This is a genomic window from Solibacillus sp. FSL H8-0523, from assembly GCF_038051985.1.
Lineage (GTDB): Bacteria > Bacillota > Bacilli > Bacillales_A > Planococcaceae > Solibacillus.
The window spans coordinates 1793286-1809480 of the sequence record NZ_CP150291.1 but is presented as its reverse complement, the minus strand read 5'-3'; the positions used below and the strand labels follow the sequence as shown (position 1 = coordinate 1809480).

At 35.7% G+C, this 16195-nt stretch carries 17 protein-coding genes, 1 riboswitch and 1 other annotated feature; of the genes, 5 read left to right on the top strand and 12 right to left on the bottom strand.

The features are described from left to right. Positions 1 to 62 precede the first annotated feature (62 nt). Entirely contained in the window at positions 63 to 443 is a 381-nt protein-coding gene (locus NSQ62_RS08990) for a hypothetical protein (RefSeq protein WP_341323910.1), read from the top strand. Positions 444 to 1010: 567 nt separating this feature from the next. Here the strand turns inward: NSQ62_RS08990 and glsA are convergent. From glsA to NSQ62_RS08975, 3 genes are all read right to left on the bottom strand, one after another. Further along, positions 1011 to 1703, bottom strand: a complete 693-nt coding sequence (glsA, locus tag NSQ62_RS08985; protein ID WP_341323909.1) for a glutaminase A — start codon at positions 1701 to 1703, stop codon at positions 1011 to 1013. Positions 1704 to 1968: 265 nt separating this feature from the next. Beyond that, positions 1969 to 2901, bottom strand: coding sequence for an S-layer homology domain-containing protein (locus NSQ62_RS08980; RefSeq protein ID WP_341323590.1), 933 nt, complete (start codon positions 2899 to 2901; stop codon positions 1969 to 1971). Positions 2902 to 3023: 122 nt separating this feature from the next. Then, the gene (locus NSQ62_RS08975; protein WP_341323589.1) at positions 3024 to 3833 is read right to left on the bottom strand and encodes a hypothetical protein; all 810 of its coding nucleotides are present in this window, start codon (positions 3831 to 3833) and stop codon (positions 3024 to 3026) included. A gap of 250 nt (positions 3834 to 4083) precedes the next feature. On the opposite strand from NSQ62_RS08975, the gene NSQ62_RS08970 reads away from it, so the two are divergent. Continuing rightward, positions 4084 to 5178, top strand: a complete 1095-nt coding sequence (locus NSQ62_RS08970; protein ID WP_341323588.1) for an NADH-dependent flavin oxidoreductase — start codon at positions 4084 to 4086, stop codon at positions 5176 to 5178. Between the two features lie 88 nt (positions 5179 to 5266). On the opposite strand, the gene NSQ62_RS08965 is transcribed toward NSQ62_RS08970, so the two are convergent. Together NSQ62_RS08965 and NSQ62_RS08960 are read right to left on the bottom strand one after the other, a co-directional pair. Continuing rightward, entirely contained in the window at positions 5267 to 5857 is a 591-nt protein-coding gene (locus tag NSQ62_RS08965; protein ID WP_341323587.1) for a CAP domain-containing protein, read from the bottom strand. Between the two features lie 173 nt (positions 5858 to 6030). Then, entirely contained in the window at positions 6031 to 6198 is a 168-nt protein-coding gene (locus NSQ62_RS08960; protein ID WP_341323995.1) for a hypothetical protein, read from the bottom strand. A 114-nt stretch (positions 6199 to 6312) separates the two neighbouring features. Here NSQ62_RS08960 and NSQ62_RS08955 point away from each other — a divergent pair, with 114 nt between their 5' ends. After that, positions 6313 to 6738 carry a hypothetical protein gene (locus tag NSQ62_RS08955; protein ID WP_341323586.1) on the top strand — a complete coding sequence of 142 codons (426 nt, stop codon included), beginning with the start codon at positions 6313 to 6315 and terminating at the stop codon, positions 6736 to 6738. 63 nt (positions 6739 to 6801) lie between these two features. Here the strand turns inward: NSQ62_RS08955 and NSQ62_RS08950 are convergent, their stop codons facing one another. Continuing rightward, on the bottom strand, positions 6802 to 7563 hold the full coding sequence (locus tag NSQ62_RS08950; protein ID WP_341323585.1) for a DUF2935 domain-containing protein: 762 nt from the start codon (positions 7561 to 7563) through the stop codon (positions 6802 to 6804). Between the two features lie 445 nt (positions 7564 to 8008). Further along, positions 8009 to 8242, top strand: a binding site (T-box leader). Positions 8243 to 8285: 43 nt separating this feature from the next. Between NSQ62_RS08950 and NSQ62_RS08945 the strand changes: the two genes are divergently transcribed. After that, positions 8286 to 8831 (top strand): GNAT family N-acetyltransferase, encoded by a 546-nt coding sequence (locus NSQ62_RS08945; RefSeq protein ID WP_341323584.1) that lies wholly within the window; start codon positions 8286 to 8288, stop codon positions 8829 to 8831. A gap of 181 nt (positions 8832 to 9012) precedes the next feature. On the opposite strand, the gene NSQ62_RS08940 is transcribed toward NSQ62_RS08945, so the two are convergent. The 5 genes from NSQ62_RS08940 to NSQ62_RS08920 form a co-directional block, all read right to left on the bottom strand. Then, positions 9013 to 9669: a Type 1 glutamine amidotransferase-like domain-containing protein gene (locus NSQ62_RS08940; RefSeq protein ID WP_341323583.1), complete on the bottom strand. Its 657-nt coding sequence runs from the start codon at positions 9667 to 9669 to the stop codon at positions 9013 to 9015. A gap of 17 nt (positions 9670 to 9686) precedes the next feature. Next, positions 9687 to 10397 carry a GNAT family N-acetyltransferase gene (locus NSQ62_RS08935; protein WP_341323582.1) on the bottom strand — a complete coding sequence of 237 codons (711 nt, stop codon included), beginning with the start codon at positions 10395 to 10397 and terminating at the stop codon, positions 9687 to 9689. A 19-nt stretch (positions 10398 to 10416) separates the two neighbouring features. Next, positions 10417 to 11292, bottom strand: a complete 876-nt coding sequence (locus NSQ62_RS08930; RefSeq protein ID WP_341323581.1) for a hypothetical protein — start codon at positions 11290 to 11292, stop codon at positions 10417 to 10419. Positions 11293 to 11533: 241 nt separating this feature from the next. Then, the gene (locus NSQ62_RS08925) at positions 11534 to 11725 is read right to left on the bottom strand and encodes a hypothetical protein (RefSeq protein WP_341323580.1); all 192 of its coding nucleotides are present in this window, start codon (positions 11723 to 11725) and stop codon (positions 11534 to 11536) included. Between the two features lie 183 nt (positions 11726 to 11908). Then, entirely contained in the window at positions 11909 to 13204 is a 1296-nt protein-coding gene (locus NSQ62_RS08920; protein ID WP_341323579.1) for an NCS2 family permease, read from the bottom strand. A gap of 117 nt (positions 13205 to 13321) precedes the next feature. Next, positions 13322 to 13421, bottom strand: a riboswitch (purine riboswitch). 287 nt (positions 13422 to 13708) lie between these two features. On the opposite strand from NSQ62_RS08920, the gene NSQ62_RS08915 reads away from it, so the two are divergent. After that, the gene (locus tag NSQ62_RS08915; protein WP_341323578.1) at positions 13709 to 15553 is read left to right on the top strand and encodes a serine hydrolase domain-containing protein; all 1845 of its coding nucleotides are present in this window, start codon (positions 13709 to 13711) and stop codon (positions 15551 to 15553) included. 63 nt (positions 15554 to 15616) lie between these two features. On the opposite strand, the gene NSQ62_RS08910 is transcribed toward NSQ62_RS08915, so the two are convergent. Beyond that, on the bottom strand, positions 15617 to 16111 hold the full coding sequence (locus tag NSQ62_RS08910) for a hypothetical protein (protein ID WP_341323577.1): 495 nt from the start codon (positions 16109 to 16111) through the stop codon (positions 15617 to 15619). Positions 16112 to 16195 lie beyond the last annotated feature (84 nt).

The window sequence follows — 16195 nt, the reverse complement described above, 5'->3', positions numbered from 1 at the left end:
TATACTATTTTCCCCTTTATGAATGGCCGCGGGAAATACAAAGCACAATCTTTGACTTTTAAATCCGAGAAACTTACTCTTATTTTAGAGGGAGTGAACAAAATGACAACTTATCATTAGGTGATTTCCGTGCAGAAGCGCGTCGTTATAGCGGTGAAAAAGAAAACCGTATTAAAATTTTAAAACGCGTCATTAAGGGTCGTGTACCGCTTATCGGCGTTGGTTCGATTTTTTCACCAGAAGATGCGAAAGAAGCGATTGCAACAGGTGCTAATTTACTTGCACTTGGTCGTGAGCTATTAATTGAGCCACACTGGGTAGAAAAAGTAGCAGCTGGTGAACCAGTTATTACTGCAATGGATATGAGTCGTGATAATATTATTCCAGAGCCGCTAATGATTAGAATGAAACGTAATGTCGGTTGGGTGCCAGGCGTAAAATAATAGTAAAAAAACCACTATGACGGACTGACTAGATAGTCATTTATTCATTAATTCGAAAACACATAAATTTCTAGTGAATACGGTTTTGACTACGGTTCCAACGCCAAACGCTAGGCGCATTGTGTAAAGCTCTAGAATGTGAAATTGGTGATTACACTTCAACAACATATTAAAGCTACTGTTATTTCTACCCAAACTAGCAATATAATGAATATGGGAATTTAACCAATTAAACATATCTCACAAATATAATCACAAAAAAAATGCTCCTAGCTGCACTTACACAGTTAGTAGCGTTTTAATATTATAAGTCTCTAACATTACAAGAATCCGAAAAATCGCTTGTTAAGAGACTTCATTTCAAGGAATCGCTTAATTGTTAGCTTTCCCTAGAAATACGTGTCATATAATGTGCCGGGCGCACAAATAATTCAGAATCGTTTTTGCACCCGGTACCGATTTTTTTCTTTTGGGACAACTTCCTACCTTACCCTCAACTTTAAGATTTGTACGCAAATATTAGTTCCAATTAATTAGCGCTACGTTCCCCCCCAATCCAACACACAATCATTTAAAAATACTTAAATCATACTTCAGTGAAAGTTTTTCAAGAAATTTCATCCCCGCAACACTATTCCCTATATGATCGATTCCAGGACTATAAACACCAATCCCGATTTCCCCTTCAAGCTGTTCAATCATACCGTTGGATACTGTACATAAAACACCGCCCGATACACCGCTTTTCATTGGAATACCAATCGAAGCAGCGTACTTTCCTGAAGCATTATAAAGGCCGCAAGTGGTCATTAAAGCTTTCGTAACTTTTGCAGTTTTATCTGTTATAAACTTTTCATTTGTTAAAGGGTATAGGCCATTTCCTGCAAGCATTAGCCCTATTTTTGCAAGATTCTTAGTAGAAACTTCATGCGAGCATAAATGGATATATGTTTCTACCGCTTCTTCAACATCACCTAACAAATAATCATTTGCCTTTAAATAATAGGCAATCGCGCGGTTCCGATGAGTTGTTTTCATTTCGGAATGATAAACAGCCTCGTTGATTTGATGCGGGCTACCTGTAATACGATGTAAAAAGTCGACAACATAATCGATTCGGTCTTTTACAGATTTTCCAGGTAACATGGAAGCAATGGTAATCGCACCTGCATTAATCATTGGATTAAATGGTTTTCCCTGCGCAGTGCTTTCTAAGCGAATAATTGAATTAAACTGATCGCCAGTTGGTTCTTTGTCAATCGGAGGCTAAAAGGAAACTTAATTTCCATTTTTTATGACCTTCATCAAAATGAGTGCTACTATTTACAATAAGTATAAATTAAAAAGCCAGTAAACGATTCATGTAACGACGTTTACTGACTTTATTTATTAAAATAACTCCATCATGTTAGCCTTTATTTCAAGAAGCATCCAAAATCCCCACAAGAATTTAGTATTATTTTGATGAAAATTTACAATCCTATAAATGCAGCGGATAGTCTTTTATTCATCTCTTTGTTTTTGATTAAATCCCACCAGGTTCTTTTTTATACAAACGACCATTTTCGAAATCATAATATAATCGAAAATCATTGAATTCGTCTACTACTCCTGTATAAACTTCTCCTGTTTCAACAAGTCTATTAATTAATTTCACAAATACCTTTTCAGTCATGTTAAATCTCTCAGAGTATAATTGTATATATTGTGAAAATTCATACTTCCCATAAAACATTGCATGCCATCCTTTTTGAACGGATATTTTATTTGTTTTCAGATATTCTTTAAACTGTAGTTCTTGTTGTTTTTTTAATACTTGTCCATCCGTTACGCCTTTTGGTAATGGGACATCTTTCGATTCTAAATATTTATATATTGTTAAATTATACATTTGACGATGCGCTTCGCTCATATTGTCTTGGGCATGAACTATAATAGATGCAAATTGTGCTCTCGTAATAGGCTCATGGTTGTTTATCATCTTACTAACAAAATCGGATTTTACACCATATGCCTTCATAATAATTACCGCCAGTTCCTCTCGTTTAATAGGAGCATTTGGTCTAAAATAACTCTTTTTTTCAGCCTTTATATAAGATGCTTCCATTAAATCGGATTCGTACATTTTTTTAATAGACGAATATGCATTATCCTTTTTAGAAACATCTACCAGTAGCGTGATATTTCTATATTTGTCCATTTTATTTTTGTTCATAATTAACTGCGGGAATTCCTTATCTATAATAACTGCGACCTGTCTCCTTAAAATTAAATCATTGGGTCGAAAAGTTCCATCTGAAAAGCCATTCATTAAACCTTGGTTCATAACTTTCATAATGCTTTCGTAATGTGTATTTTTCGTTGATAAATCTGAAAACTTTTTAGTTTCTGCATGAGCTTGCGTTGTAAATAGCGTGATTGATAATATCGCCAACACCAACAATAAAATTTTCTTCACATGAATACCCCTTTCTCTAGTCCGTTTTAATTAGTACATTTTTAAATGTTAAGTAATATGGATACAGCTATTTGTTCAAAACTAGCTATTGGGAAAGCTGTAACTATAATCAGATTTTCCAGTTAACTAATACATCCTTTATTCTCTAAAAACTGTTTTTTAATACGCCAAAACTCATTTGCTAAATCCATATAATTTTTTACATCCTCTACAGTTTCTATAGGTTTTCCCCCATTTGTAATAAGCTTGTCGATAAATTTTTTATCTTTAAGATTATAAAATGTCTCACAATACGAATAAATAGATGAATAATTTCCTATGATTTCATACAACAGTGAAAAATTTTCAGTGTTCATGGAAAACGTAAAAATACTATTATTATAAAACTCTCCTATCATTTTCAAATCCCTACAATCTTTTAATTCCTTCATCCGGCTCATTGAAAAATCTAAAAAATAGATATAAGTATCTAATCTGTCTAGGTGACCGTTTTTAGGTGCATTTCTTGACATATGTACTTTTACAATTTTATTTTTACCGCCGTATTTTAATTTTCCCTTCATATTATTTAAGCCCCCGGTCACCGGCATTAAGTCGAAATTATATAACGAATGATGCATTTTGCAGCATTCTGCTAATTGATCTAATACATTCTGATTATCTCCAATAATAGATTTAAAGCACTTTTCTTTAATAGGATTAAAATTAAATGAGCAATCTCCTGCTACTTTAAAATTTATGTTTCTTTCTGTAGCTACTGATATCAGTCTATTTTTATTTAAAGAAGGATTTTTTAAAGCATCGAAATTATTATAATACTTACTATACATTTCCCAAGCTTTCGGCGAAGAGTCCTGATCAAATTTATGTAATTTTCCATTCCATTCTTGCTCAATCGGTATTATTTCTGCAAAATCCGAACAAATTTTCATATGTAATTATCGCTCCTACCTATTTATACTAAATACTTTTAGAAAATCTGTTAGGTCTACTTTTTATGTCATTTTAACATCCATTACATTAAATTCCAATAAATCCTTAAAAACAATGTTATTTGCATAAATAATCCATTAAATTCTTCCCTATTGATACATTCTAATATTGAAAGGAAGCTCTAATAAAACACAATCTTTGACTTTTAAATCCGAGAAACTTACTCTTATTTTAGAGGGAGTGAACAAAATGACAACTTATTTAACACCATTTACTTTTAAAAATGGCGTCACGATTCGAAATCGTTACATGATGGCACCAATGACAACTTACTCAGCAAATGCGGATGATACCGTATCCGATGCGGAGATTACATATTACCGTGAGCGCTCATATGGCGTCGGTGCCGTGATTACAGCATGTGCTTACGTGATTCCTAATGGGAAAGCCTTCCCAGGTCAAATTTCGGGGCATAGCGATGAATTTATTCCAAGCTTAAAACGTATTGCTGATGCGATTCATGATGGTGGGGCTAAGGCCATTTTACAAATCCAGCACGGCGGTCGCCAAGTAGGACGTAATCTTGTACCTAATGGCGATATCGTAAGCGCAAGTGAAACAATAGCAGCTGATGGCGGTGTGGCACGCGCTTTAACGGTCGAAGAAATTGAGGAAATCATAATTGCATTTGGTGAAACAACACGTCGCGCAATTCAAGCAGGATTTGACGGTGTAGAGATTCACGGTGCCAATACGTATTTATTACAACAATTCTTCTCAGGCTTTACAAATAAACGCACAGACCGCTATGGTGGCTCTGTTGAAAAACGCATGACTTTCTTATTAGCAATTATCGACTCTGTAAACCGCGCAAAAGCGCAATACGCGGATGACCAATTTATCGTTGGCTATCGTTTTAGCCCAGAAGAGCCTGAGGAAGACGGCATCACATTAGATGAAACGGTTCAGCTTGTAGACCGTTTAGCAGATGAAAAGCTCGATTACCTACACATTTCATTAGGTGATTTCCGTGCAGAAGCGCGTCGTTATAGCGGTGAAAAAGAAAACCGAATTACCATTTTAAAACGTGTCATTGGGGAGCGTGTACCGCTTGTCGGCGTCGGTTCGATTTTTTCACCAGAAGATGCGAAAGAAGCGATGTCAACAGGTGCTGATTTACTCGCACTTGGCCGTGAGCTATTAATCGAGCCACACTGGGTAGAAAAAGTAGTAGCTGGTGAACCAGTGATTACGGAAATGGATATGAGTCGCGATAATATTATTCCAGAGCCTTTAATGATTCGAATGAAACGTAATGTCGGTTGGGTGCCAGGCGTAAAATAAGATTCTCCTCAATTAAGTAGACATAAAAATAAAGCCGTTCAACTTTTAGTTATCGTAAAAGTTGAACGGCTTTTCAATTTGAGGTGTTTTATTTTTTAATAAACATTTGTGTCCAGTGGTTACCATCTTCAACGTAGCCTACACCAATATGCGTAAATTTCGCATCCATAATGTTTGCTCGGTGACCTGAGCTATTCATCCATGCTTCCATTACTTGCGCAGCAGATGTTTGACCTTTTGCAATATTTTCACCGGCTGCATTATAGCTGATACCGAAATTTTTCATCATATCAAATGGAGAGCCATATGTTGGACTTGTATGACTGAAATAATTTTTGTCGTTCATGTCTTGTGATTTATATTTTGCCACACGTGCTAGCTCCCAATCCATCGAAAGTGGGGCTAAGCCTTCTTTCGCACGTTCTTTGTTCACGAGGCTTACGACTTGCTCTTCTACTGCTTGTTGTTCATTTTGCGAAATTATAATTTCATCTCCGACATGAATCATGTCCGGATCTTTTAATGTAGGGTTTAATGCAATTAATTCACTTAGACCGATTTGATTTTTAGAGGCAATCGCCCAAAGCGTGTCCCCACTTTTTACTGTATAGTTAGCTGCAGATGCTGGCAGCGCAATCATCATCATCCCAAAGAACAACACGATACTTTTTTTCAACATTACTGAATCATTCCTTTCTTGTTGTCTGTTATAAGCTTACTAGAAATCGACTATAAAATCATTAGGTAATCAATGGCGCCTCTTTTGCAGTTGTATTACAAACATTACAATCGGGAAACAAGGGTGTATAGAAAATCTGATGTTTCTATCTCTTTTCAAAAATAGAATAATTACTACTGCGGTTCTCTTTTTTCAACAAGTAACAAAATTAATGTTGCTAAAGGGCCTAATATAAGCGTAAGCAAAAACCAGTTTAAACCCGTCCTATTCTTGCCTTGCGCAAGTCCAGCATTTATCAATGCCAGTGTACCCCAACCTACGAAATATTGGTTATCCATCATTTATCCTCCCTTTTTGTTGAAGCGTTACATTTGTAATTAAATCTAGACAGGAACGGTTTTTTCTTCGTGGTTTTTGAGAAATTGTGCTATATTCAAGGAGTTAGGAGTGAAGAAATGAAAAAGTTTTTAACCTTTACCATGATACTTGTTATTTTAATAGGAGCAGCCGGCTATGCTACGTGGCATTTTGGGACAAATTTCGCTTCCGAAAAAATAATTGAAAAAGTGGAAGCTACTTTAGATGAAGAAAGTCTAAAAGAAGTAAATTCCTATATTGCGAACGATCCAACGCTTCAAGAAATGGTAAGTGAAGTCGCAGAGACAAATCCCGATACGCTTCCCTTCCAAACGAAGGAAGAAGCAACACGTGTGTTACTTAAAAAAGTGGGCGTGAATGAGTTACTCGCTATTCAAGAACAAGCGCAAAACGGTGCCATTAGTGCGGATGAAGTATTATCTGTAATTGAAGGTACACTGTCTGAAGATGAAATTTCTGCTTTAAAATATGTGTTATATACAGAACTAAATAAATTAAACTAACCCTGCTTGTGGTTTAATTTTAAAGGCTCTATTCCCTTTTGGAATAGAGCCTTTTTTCTTCTCCTACATGCTAGTCGACTCGGCCAATTTCATTAAATAGTACTGTTCCTCCCTTGCCATGTGGTCAGCCATTGACGCAGAAAAAATGCCTAACACTTCCGCGCTTAGCTCCATTTCCTCCAGCTCATTTAAAAACGTTTTAAATAGACCAATTTCTACTTCAACCTCATTGTTAAATCGATTTAACGCAGGGAATTTATGAATATTCGTTCGTAAATAACCCGTTAATTCCACTGCTTTCAAATGAAATTCTTCAAAGTGTTTTGTAAAGGCACCGCTTTTTTCCTTTAATCGTTTTTCTACGCCATCCATTCGGTCATTAATGGCTCCTGCATGACCCGCTGCATCAACCAACCACAGGAGGTGATGATGCAATTCGTGAAAGATTGGCGGCACTTCCCCCTGTTTGAGATAGGTTAGTATCCGTGAGTATTCTTCTAATTCATTCACCATATGATTTATAAAAGTAGGTGTTAAATGGATTTTCATTTCGCTTGTGATATGGCGTTCAATGATGGTTAGTTTGAAGGTTCTTAGTTGTATGACGAATTCTTCCACATTGTTCGCGAACAACAGCGCATTGGACTCGTTCAGTGAACCGACTTGTGCAAGCAGTTGATCGAATTGATGGATAAAGGACGCCGCTTTCGCAATATCCTCTGTTTCAGAAGGATAGAGCGAATCGTGGATAAACCTTGAATGATCTCCAAGTACCTGAAGCCAAAACTGATGTTCGAAAACAGCACTGTCCAAATAAGTTACCAAGCTACATACATCCCCTTTTTTTCCATTGGTATTCAATTTATTCGGCTCGGCATCATTTTATGAGAAAAGTTAACACTTAATGCAGTACTTGTGGCTCGCCGGACTTATCGCTTCTATCCTAAAAAAACACAAGGACGCATCTCTTTATATCAATTTGCGATTAGCGAAAAATACCGAGGTCAAGGTTTGTTAAAAATGATGTTACAAACAGTCCATGAATCACCTATCACATCACTCTGCCCAATTGATTGTAATTTAAATGAATATTACCGCAAATCGGGATGGCGTTTACATGAAAAAACCAAGGGATTTTATGTATGGATTTTCTAAGGTCTTAATACCTTTCTTTTAAAGGGAATGAAAATGCGACCAAACATCGCTTTGGGTGCCATTATTATATAAATACTTGATATATTAGAAAATTCAGTTAAAATGAAATGTATACTCTATGGCGTTGATAAGGAAGAGTAAGTATTGGAGTTTTTTAGAGAGCTTCTGATGGTGGAAATGAAGCAAAACAAATTTACTGAAAATGACCTTTGAGCTTCGTACCGATATGTAGGCTACGACGAGATTTGCACTCGTTACAACAGCAGCAGTATGAACTCGTACTGGCAAAGGCAAATAGTGGGAGCTATTTGTAAAGTTAGGTGGTACCACGAAAAAATTCGTCCTAATCGATTATTCGATTAGGGCTTTTTTAATTTAAAGGGGGAATAAAAATGATTTTAGAAACAGAAAGATTACTTTTAAAGCCTTATGAACACGAATTTGCAGACGAGATTTATCGGGTCGTAAAGCATAAAGAAATTGCAGATACAATGGTGATGATTCCACATCCATATCCTCGTGAAGTTGTAGATAGCTGGATTTCTTATTTACAAAAAAGTTTTGAGCAAGGAACAGCGTATGAATTTGCTGTATTTTTAAAAGAAAATGGTCGCTATATCGGAAATTGTGGGTTGGTTGCGATTTCCAAAAATCACAAAAATGCCGAAGTAGGCTACTTTATCGACGTACCAGAATGGGGCAAGGGTTATGCAACCGAAGCCTGTAAAAAAATAATGGATTATGGCTTTAAAGAACACCAATTAAATAGAGTTTATAGTCGCTGTATGGTGAGAAATATAGCTTCAAGAAAAGTGATGGAGAAGTCTGGAATGGTCTGGGAAGGACGGCACAAACAAGAATTTTTAAAAGGTGATGTATATGAAGATATGGATTACCTAGCTATTTTAGCAGAAGATTATTTTAAAGATAAGGAATGAATTGCTTATACAAATAACGTTCCCAAATAAAAGGGACATCCAATAAAGCCGTAAATGTCGTTAAATCAACATTTACGGCTTTTTGTGGAACTTTATTTATACTCATCTGATAAAATTCATGCCTAGCAATGGTTTGAACTGATTGTGAGGAATGTTGCAATGCTAGCTAATGCAATCTTTACTAGAGCGTCTCATCCATCTTCTGAATCTTTGAGTGGGAAATTAAATATACCTGACCAAGAATGTCGATTTTGTCTCCCTTTATACGTACAGCGCAATCTTTGTTTGATGCATAAACATTCATTTCTTCCGATAAGGTAGACAATTCTTCTTGAACTAGCGCCATGTTATTTTCAAGATCAAAATGAGATAGGATGGAAAAATCGTCAAGCCCGACCCCTTCGTAAACAGAGCTTGTTTCAACGTTATAGCCAAAGTTTTTAGAGCATAACCATTTAGCGGACATATTGATTGCACCCGCGCTTGCTCCCATCACAATGGCGCTGCTATTTTTAATCCAATCCGACAATTCATAATCCACTAAAAACTCATTTTGTTTAACAGTATTTCCACCCAACAAGAAAATGACGGATGCTTTTTGAATTAATGTTTGGGCATCTTCCTTCTGTACGCGATAATTAATTAAATGATATTCATCAAACAGAATGCCGGCCTGGTCAAGCCACGAGCGTTCAGTAGCACCATCATCTTCATAAAATAATGGATTCGAGCTAATCATAACAAGCGATTTTCTATCCGTTATGTCCTCCTGTAACACCCTGCCCAGTTTGTCTGGAAAAAAATTATTAAACCACCCTAAATAATAGTGCTTTTTCATAGATACCCCCGTAGCTTTTACTTAATAATCTTATAAATCCCTTTTCGATCGCGGAGTTCACATCCATTTTTCTCAAAGATCTTAATCATATGAGAATTGTTCACGTCGGTGCTGCCGACATAATAGTTAGCCCGGAAGTTCTTGAGTAATGCGAGACTGATTTTATGGATTTTTACCCCCAGCCCTTGCCCTCTTAAACTTGGGACTACGCCAAAATAAAATAACCTTCCCTCGTCTTCTGTTCCCATTTCAATATGAGGAATGCTTATCCCAATTAACGCTTCATCCTTTGTGAAATAATAACAATGCCGGCGCCACTCTGTACCCAATTCATTTTTAAGCGAAAGCATGACTTGATCTATTGGCTGATTTATATTCTTATTGGCAGACTCTAATCGGCATAGATCGTATAATTCCCCAAATTCCTGGTCATCTAGCCATCCTTCTGAAAGAGAATGCCAACAAATTTGATCATCGATTTGCGGTAAACTAGCTAGTTCCCTTATGTACTCTTCAATACTTGAAATCTTGGAAAACTTTTTTTGAAGCAGCCAGCTTTCAAAACGTTCATCCATAAGTAAAGATAAGTAGCCAATCCCCTGATGGTCCCATTCCTCCAGGATTTGTGTAAATTGATGTAAGTATGATTCTATTGGAATATCATCTTTTTTGATTTGATCAACGAGCCAATATTGTTGTTTGTTTTTTATGATATTAAATAAGTTCAAGTTGCTCCCCCTTAATTGCTCAATTACATTGTCGATAGTTCACAAGTGTCAGATGTTCCCACTCTTTATAAAGTTCTTCTTTCGAAAGTATCTTCCAAGGGTTAAACATTGTTTGTCCATGTTTATTGAAATAGAGCCCTTCTCCAATATAATAAGCAGCATGTTGAATGATGTCATTTTCATCTTTCCAAATTACGATGTTCCCTTGGTGTAATACTTCACCTGAGAACTCCTCATAGTGATACTGATTTAACTTTTCAAGAAATGTTTTTTGGTGGATCCATTCATAAATAAACCACTCTTGTTTCCCTTTTGAAATTGCAAATAAAACTGCAGCTAAACAATTTGCACCTTGGAAACGACCAAAAGTATTGGCAAAAGGTTTTAGAAAACTAGGTAAAGACATCGGTGATTTCTCACATTCTCCTTTATCCCACCATTCATAAACCATTGTTGTAAGTAACTGCTCTTTAGATGATTCGTCAAGTTTCTCCCACATGGAACGCTGAATGACCACGTGTCCATTCACCACATAACTTGAAGGGATTTTTTCTATCTCTTGTATAAATGAGACGGGTAGTACTAGCCCTCTTTCACTTTGCACTTGAGAATTTAAAATTAATTGTTTGACCTCTACAGACCTACTTTCAATCCATTCCTTTTCAGCAATGATTACGTATTGAGCATTCTTTATATTCCAATACTCATAACTATTTAGATAATTTAATTGTCCATATGTACTGTGATTATAAAACTCGTCTATTGGCATTAATAACACATCTTTTAAGTCAATTTCATTATTAAGTTGTTCTTTCGATAGGAAAAATAAGTCTTTTTCTGGTACATAACTATCCATCCATGATAATAAGACTTTTTTTGTCGGTTTTATTTTCATTATGTATTCCTCCAAGTTAGATTACCCTAAATTTTAACATAAACCCCTTAATAGCCCTAATTTTAGAACAAAGAAAACACCTGCCTACTACAGATAAAACAGAACAACGAAAAAAAGAGTAATACAGACCATCTGTTTACTCTTTTGTCCGCAACTTGTCCGCGGAATTACTTTTTAAACTGATTTTATTTAAATTCTTGTTCCAAATGAAGATCCTTAATTAAGCTAGTGACTATTGCGACTATTGATTATTCTTTCTCCGCTTATAACTTTCCACCATTACCTTCACACATTGCCCAAATAAAATCGAGCCAATAATCGTAACTAACACGACCAGTCCTATCCATAATGCATGATTAAAAACGAGCAACGGAAAAAATACAATTGCAAACACAATGTACCCTAAAACTGTATACATAACATTTTCTCTCATCGCTTTTCTCCTTCACTGTAGCAGCATTTAGTAAATAGCCTAAAACCCCTCTTCTCCAATATTGCACACTTTCTGATGCATCTAATCAATAAATCGTTATTTTTAGCTGAACAACTACAAAACTGCGTTTAAAACCGAAAAAAAGATGGCTCCTGTATAATACAGAAACCATCTCGATTTGATTTAAACGATAAACGCAAAGTATAAAAGGAATAATAGACAAAGCACATACATAATTGGATGAACTTCTTTTGCACGCTTTTGTGCGATTAAACATATTGGATAAAGAACAAAACCTAACCCAATCCCGATAACAACACTAGAAGTTAGCGGCATCATAATAATTGTTAAAAATGCCGGAATGACAATTTCTAGCTTCGTCCAGTTGATGCGACGGATTTCCATCGCCATTAGTGCACCGACAATAATTAATGCCGCTGACGTCACTTCCACTGAAATAACGCTCACAAGTGGGGAGAAGAATAACGCGATCACAAAACAAGCTGCAATGACAACAGACGTAAAGCCCGTTTTCCCGCCGACAGCAATACCAGCAGAAGATTCAACGCTTGTCGCAGGTGTTGATGTACCTAAAACAGCGCCAATGACACCCGCAGCCGAATCAGCAAGTAAGCCTTTACCGATATTCGGAATCTTATTGTCTTTCATCATGCCTGCTTGGCTCGTTAGTCCAATTAATGCACCCGCGGTATCAAAGAAGGCTACGATTAAAAACGTGAAAATAACTGTCAGTATTTCTGGTGTAAAAATCTCATCTAGATGGCCAAATACCACACCAAATGTAGGCTCTAGGCTTGGGATACTACCAACAATCGATGAAGGCACTTCGATTTGACCGAAAAGCATCCCGACAATTGTTGTAATGACCATGGCATAGAAAATCCCGCCATTGATGCCACGTACTAACATAACGATTGTCAGAATAATCCCTAGAATAGCTAGTAGTGTCATCGGTGACGTTAAATCGCCAATCGACACAAATGTATCTGGATTACCGACCACAATACCACCATTTTTTAACCCGACAAATGTGATGAAGAATCCAATACCCGAAGCGATTGCATATTTTAAATCGATTGGAATGATATTAATAATCTTTTCTCGGATTTTAAATAAACTTAAAAGCACAAAAATAATCCCAGCAACAAAAACGCCCGTTAACGTAACTTGCCAATCAATGCCCATTCCGATACAGACAGAGAACGTAAAGAATGAGTTTAATCCCATACTAGGTGCAATGGCGATTGGGAAGTTCGCAAGTAAGCCCATCAGCAGTGTTCCGATGATTGCAGTAAGCGCCGTTGCAGTAAATACCGCCCCGTGATCCATGCCAGATTGACTGAGGATAATGGGATTGACGATTAAAATATAAGCGATCGATAAGAAGGTCGTAATCCCGGCAAGCGTTTCCGTTTTATACGAAGTTCCCCGTTCTTTAAATTTAAAAAAGTTTTTCATGTTGTAAGCTCCTAGTTGCTAGATTTGATTGAATGGGAAATAATTTATTTTTTTAGAATATAAAAAAAGCTTTGACCACTATGGCCAAAGCTTCTCTACAAAATGGAAAAAATAGATTATTAATTTCCCATTCCTTGTAGTCAGCTAGTATCGGTAGCTGGTAGAAACTTTCAAGCCATCTTCTTGAATTTATACAAGGTATATATCTTTTTTTTAAAACTGTAGATGAATGATATCAAGTTTAATTTATAACGTCAATACTATAAATCATATTATTTTTTTGTTTTATTAATATAAAAATATTCATAAAAAAGCAAAAATTTAAGAAGATGTTGATTCCACAAGAAATTACAGTGAACTTTTCATTTCATGATTGATTTTGAAGATGAGATCCCCAAAATTGTACAGTTTCGCTCCCCTACTAGTTAATTATTCTTTGTTAGAATACAATTAATTGGAATAATTAAACATTTATAAAAATCTACGTTAAATGAGGGCGCGTTAATGAGAAAAATATTTTTAATGGTATTTGTACTGGTGTTTTTTTCTGTTTCAGCCGTTTCTGCAAATGAAGATGTGATGACACCTTCAGGAATTCCTTATACTGAACTAAAGGATCGTGTGGATGAATATGTTTCTAAATATATTGGAACATCTACAGCTGGAGCGAATGTTGTAATTGTGAAGGACGGAGAACTTTTCATGAATACTTCCTATGGCTACGCAGATATTGAAAATCAGATTAAAGTCACACCAGATACTGTTTTTGATTGGGGTTCCGTTACGAAGCTTCTTGTATGGGCCAGTGTCATGCAACTTGTAGAGCAGGGAAAGTTAGAATTAACTGAAGATATCCGCACGTATTTACCAGACGGATTTTTAACCAAACTGCAATATAATGCTCCTATTACGATGTTAAATCTTATGCACCATAATGCTGGATGGGAGGATAGATATTTAGATTTATTCTATAAGTCAGCAAATGAAATAAAGCCCTTAGAAGAAATGCTTCACATTGTTAAGTCTTCTCAAGTGCATGAACCAGGAAGTATAGTTGCCTATTCAAACTATGGTGTAGCACTGGCCGCTTTGATTGTAGAACATCTTACTGGACAACCATTTTATGAATATGTAAATGAACATATCTTTTCTATTTTGAATATGAAAGACACATCAATTCACCCTACACAGCAAGATAACCTAAATATAGCGACAAAAAGAGATGCAGTATTTGGATATCATGGTAGTGAAGGTGAGTTAAGTATTTCAAAAAATGAGCGAATCTATATCGGTATGTATCCAGCTGGCAGTGCAATTGGTACGATAGCGGATTTAGCTAAATTTATGACGGCGCTTATGCCAATAGATGGTGAGAATAGCCCCTTATTTCAAAACAATCGTACATTAGAAGAAATGCTGACGACGAGTGATTTCTATGATAATGGCTTACCACGAAATGCGCATGGTTTTTGGGAAGGTCTTTATGCAGTAGATGTATTAGGGCATGCAGGAAATACGGATAGTTTTTCTAGCAATTTCATCTTTTCCAAAGATAACAAATTAGGTGTAATTATCATGACCAATCAGAAGAATGAAGTAGCGCTTAGTTATGGCTTACCTACACTCCTGTACGGAGAATATTCACCCGCAAACGAAAATCAAGCCATGCCCCATGTGCAGAAGCATGAGGGAAGTTATTACTTTGCAAGGCAGCCCTATAAAGGTTTCAGCAAGCTATATGGGGCGCTAAATATAACTAATATTGAAATAACAGAACCAAACAGAATGAATGCTTTTGGAGTGACGTATGAACAAATTGCTCAGTATCTTTATCAATCGACAGATGGTTCCAATGATCATCTTCATATGACATTGAATAATGGGCAAATAGAAAAAATTTCAACACTAACAAGCGATATGATACCGGTATCTCAAAGTTCAAAAATCTTTAAGCTGCTCAGTATCTTAGCTGTAACTTTTAGTATTCTTTATACAGTCATCACTCTAGTAATCAGCTTAATTCAATCCATAAATAACAGAAAAAAAACAGTTCAATCTACAACTTCAAAAAAATGGGAAGCAATACTACTTTTAGCGAATATTGTACCTGTTATAAATTTAATTATTTTATTTTATAGAGCATTTAATTACACTCCTTATGCCGCGCTAAGAATTCATTTATGGATAAATTATGCTTATCTTGGCATAGTCGCAGTTTGTATAGTAGCACTATTAGTAGAATGGCGGAAAATAACGACAACACGCGGTCAAAAAATTCGCTATGCACTTTCTTGTGTCTCTGCAATACTAATTGTTATCTTAATTTTTGGCTGGGAGCTTTATTATTAATATTGTTTCAAAAAATAGACAGAAAAGATTTGCCTGTTTGCAGCTCTTTTCTGTCTGTTATATTTATGTGTATTTTTCATCTGAACGAAAAACGTAATAATAGCTAATTAAAAATAATACTTCCATTACTAATAAAGCACCCATTATAACGGTTGCTAGCATTGGAATATAATTCTGAAAGTATGTACTTATACCTGACAAGATGAATAATAGCATCATCATGTTTACTAGATTATATAACAGTTCTTTATTCACTTTACTAATTAAATTGTCCAGTATTAGGGAAATAATCACAAATACTAAAAACATGCCCGCTATAATAAACACAAACCCCACTAAAGCTATAATTACCTCTGGTGTTGAGGACAAAGCTACCTTTAACGGCGAATTGTCTGTAATATTTAATAAGAAAAAGATAAGACTATGAGCAATCATAATAATGATATAAGGTCTGATCTTTAACAATTTTTGATTCGTTTTCCCCAACTCGTTTATCCCCAAATAAATCGACATATAGCCAATAATATTGGTTACATAATAAGTTACGCCGATATCCAAAAAACTTAAATTTGTCTTGAAGAAAACAAAGATTAACCCAACGAAAATATTTATCATAATTAACTTCCCTCTCCTTTGCAGTTA

What these genes read in the sequence shown, in the direction of transcription:
- NSQ62_RS08975 (WP_341323589.1), bottom strand. Translation starts at nt 3,833, where the DNA reads ATGAAAATTTGTTCGGATTTTGCAGAAATAATACCGATTGAGCAAGAA.
- NSQ62_RS08970 (WP_341323588.1), top strand. Translation starts at nt 4,084, where the DNA reads ATGACAACTTATTTAACACCATTTACTTTTAAAAATGGCGTCACGATT.
- NSQ62_RS08965 (WP_341323587.1), bottom strand. Translation starts at nt 5,857, where the DNA reads ATGTTGAAAAAAAGTATCGTGTTGTTCTTTGGGATGATGATGATTGCG.
- NSQ62_RS08960 (WP_341323995.1), bottom strand. Translation starts at nt 6,198, where the DNA reads ATGATGGATAACCAATATTTCGTAGGTTGGGGTACACTGGCATTGATA.
- NSQ62_RS08955 (WP_341323586.1), top strand. Translation starts at nt 6,313, where the DNA reads ATGAAAAAGTTTTTAACCTTTACCATGATACTTGTTATTTTAATAGGA.
- NSQ62_RS08945 (WP_341323584.1), top strand. Translation starts at nt 8,286, where the DNA reads ATGATTTTAGAAACAGAAAGATTACTTTTAAAGCCTTATGAACACGAA.
- NSQ62_RS08940 (WP_341323583.1), bottom strand. Translation starts at nt 9,669, where the DNA reads ATGAAAAAGCACTATTATTTAGGGTGGTTTAATAATTTTTTTCCAGAC.
- NSQ62_RS08930 (WP_341323581.1), bottom strand. Translation starts at nt 11,292, where the DNA reads ATGAAAATAAAACCGACAAAAAAAGTCTTATTATCATGGATGGATAGT.
- NSQ62_RS08925 (WP_341323580.1), bottom strand. Translation starts at nt 11,725, where the DNA reads ATGAGAGAAAATGTTATGTATACAGTTTTAGGGTACATTGTGTTTGCA.
- NSQ62_RS08920 (WP_341323579.1), bottom strand. Translation starts at nt 13,204, where the DNA reads ATGAAAAACTTTTTTAAATTTAAAGAACGGGGAACTTCGTATAAAACG.
- NSQ62_RS08915 (WP_341323578.1), top strand. Translation starts at nt 13,709, where the DNA reads ATGAGAAAAATATTTTTAATGGTATTTGTACTGGTGTTTTTTTCTGTT.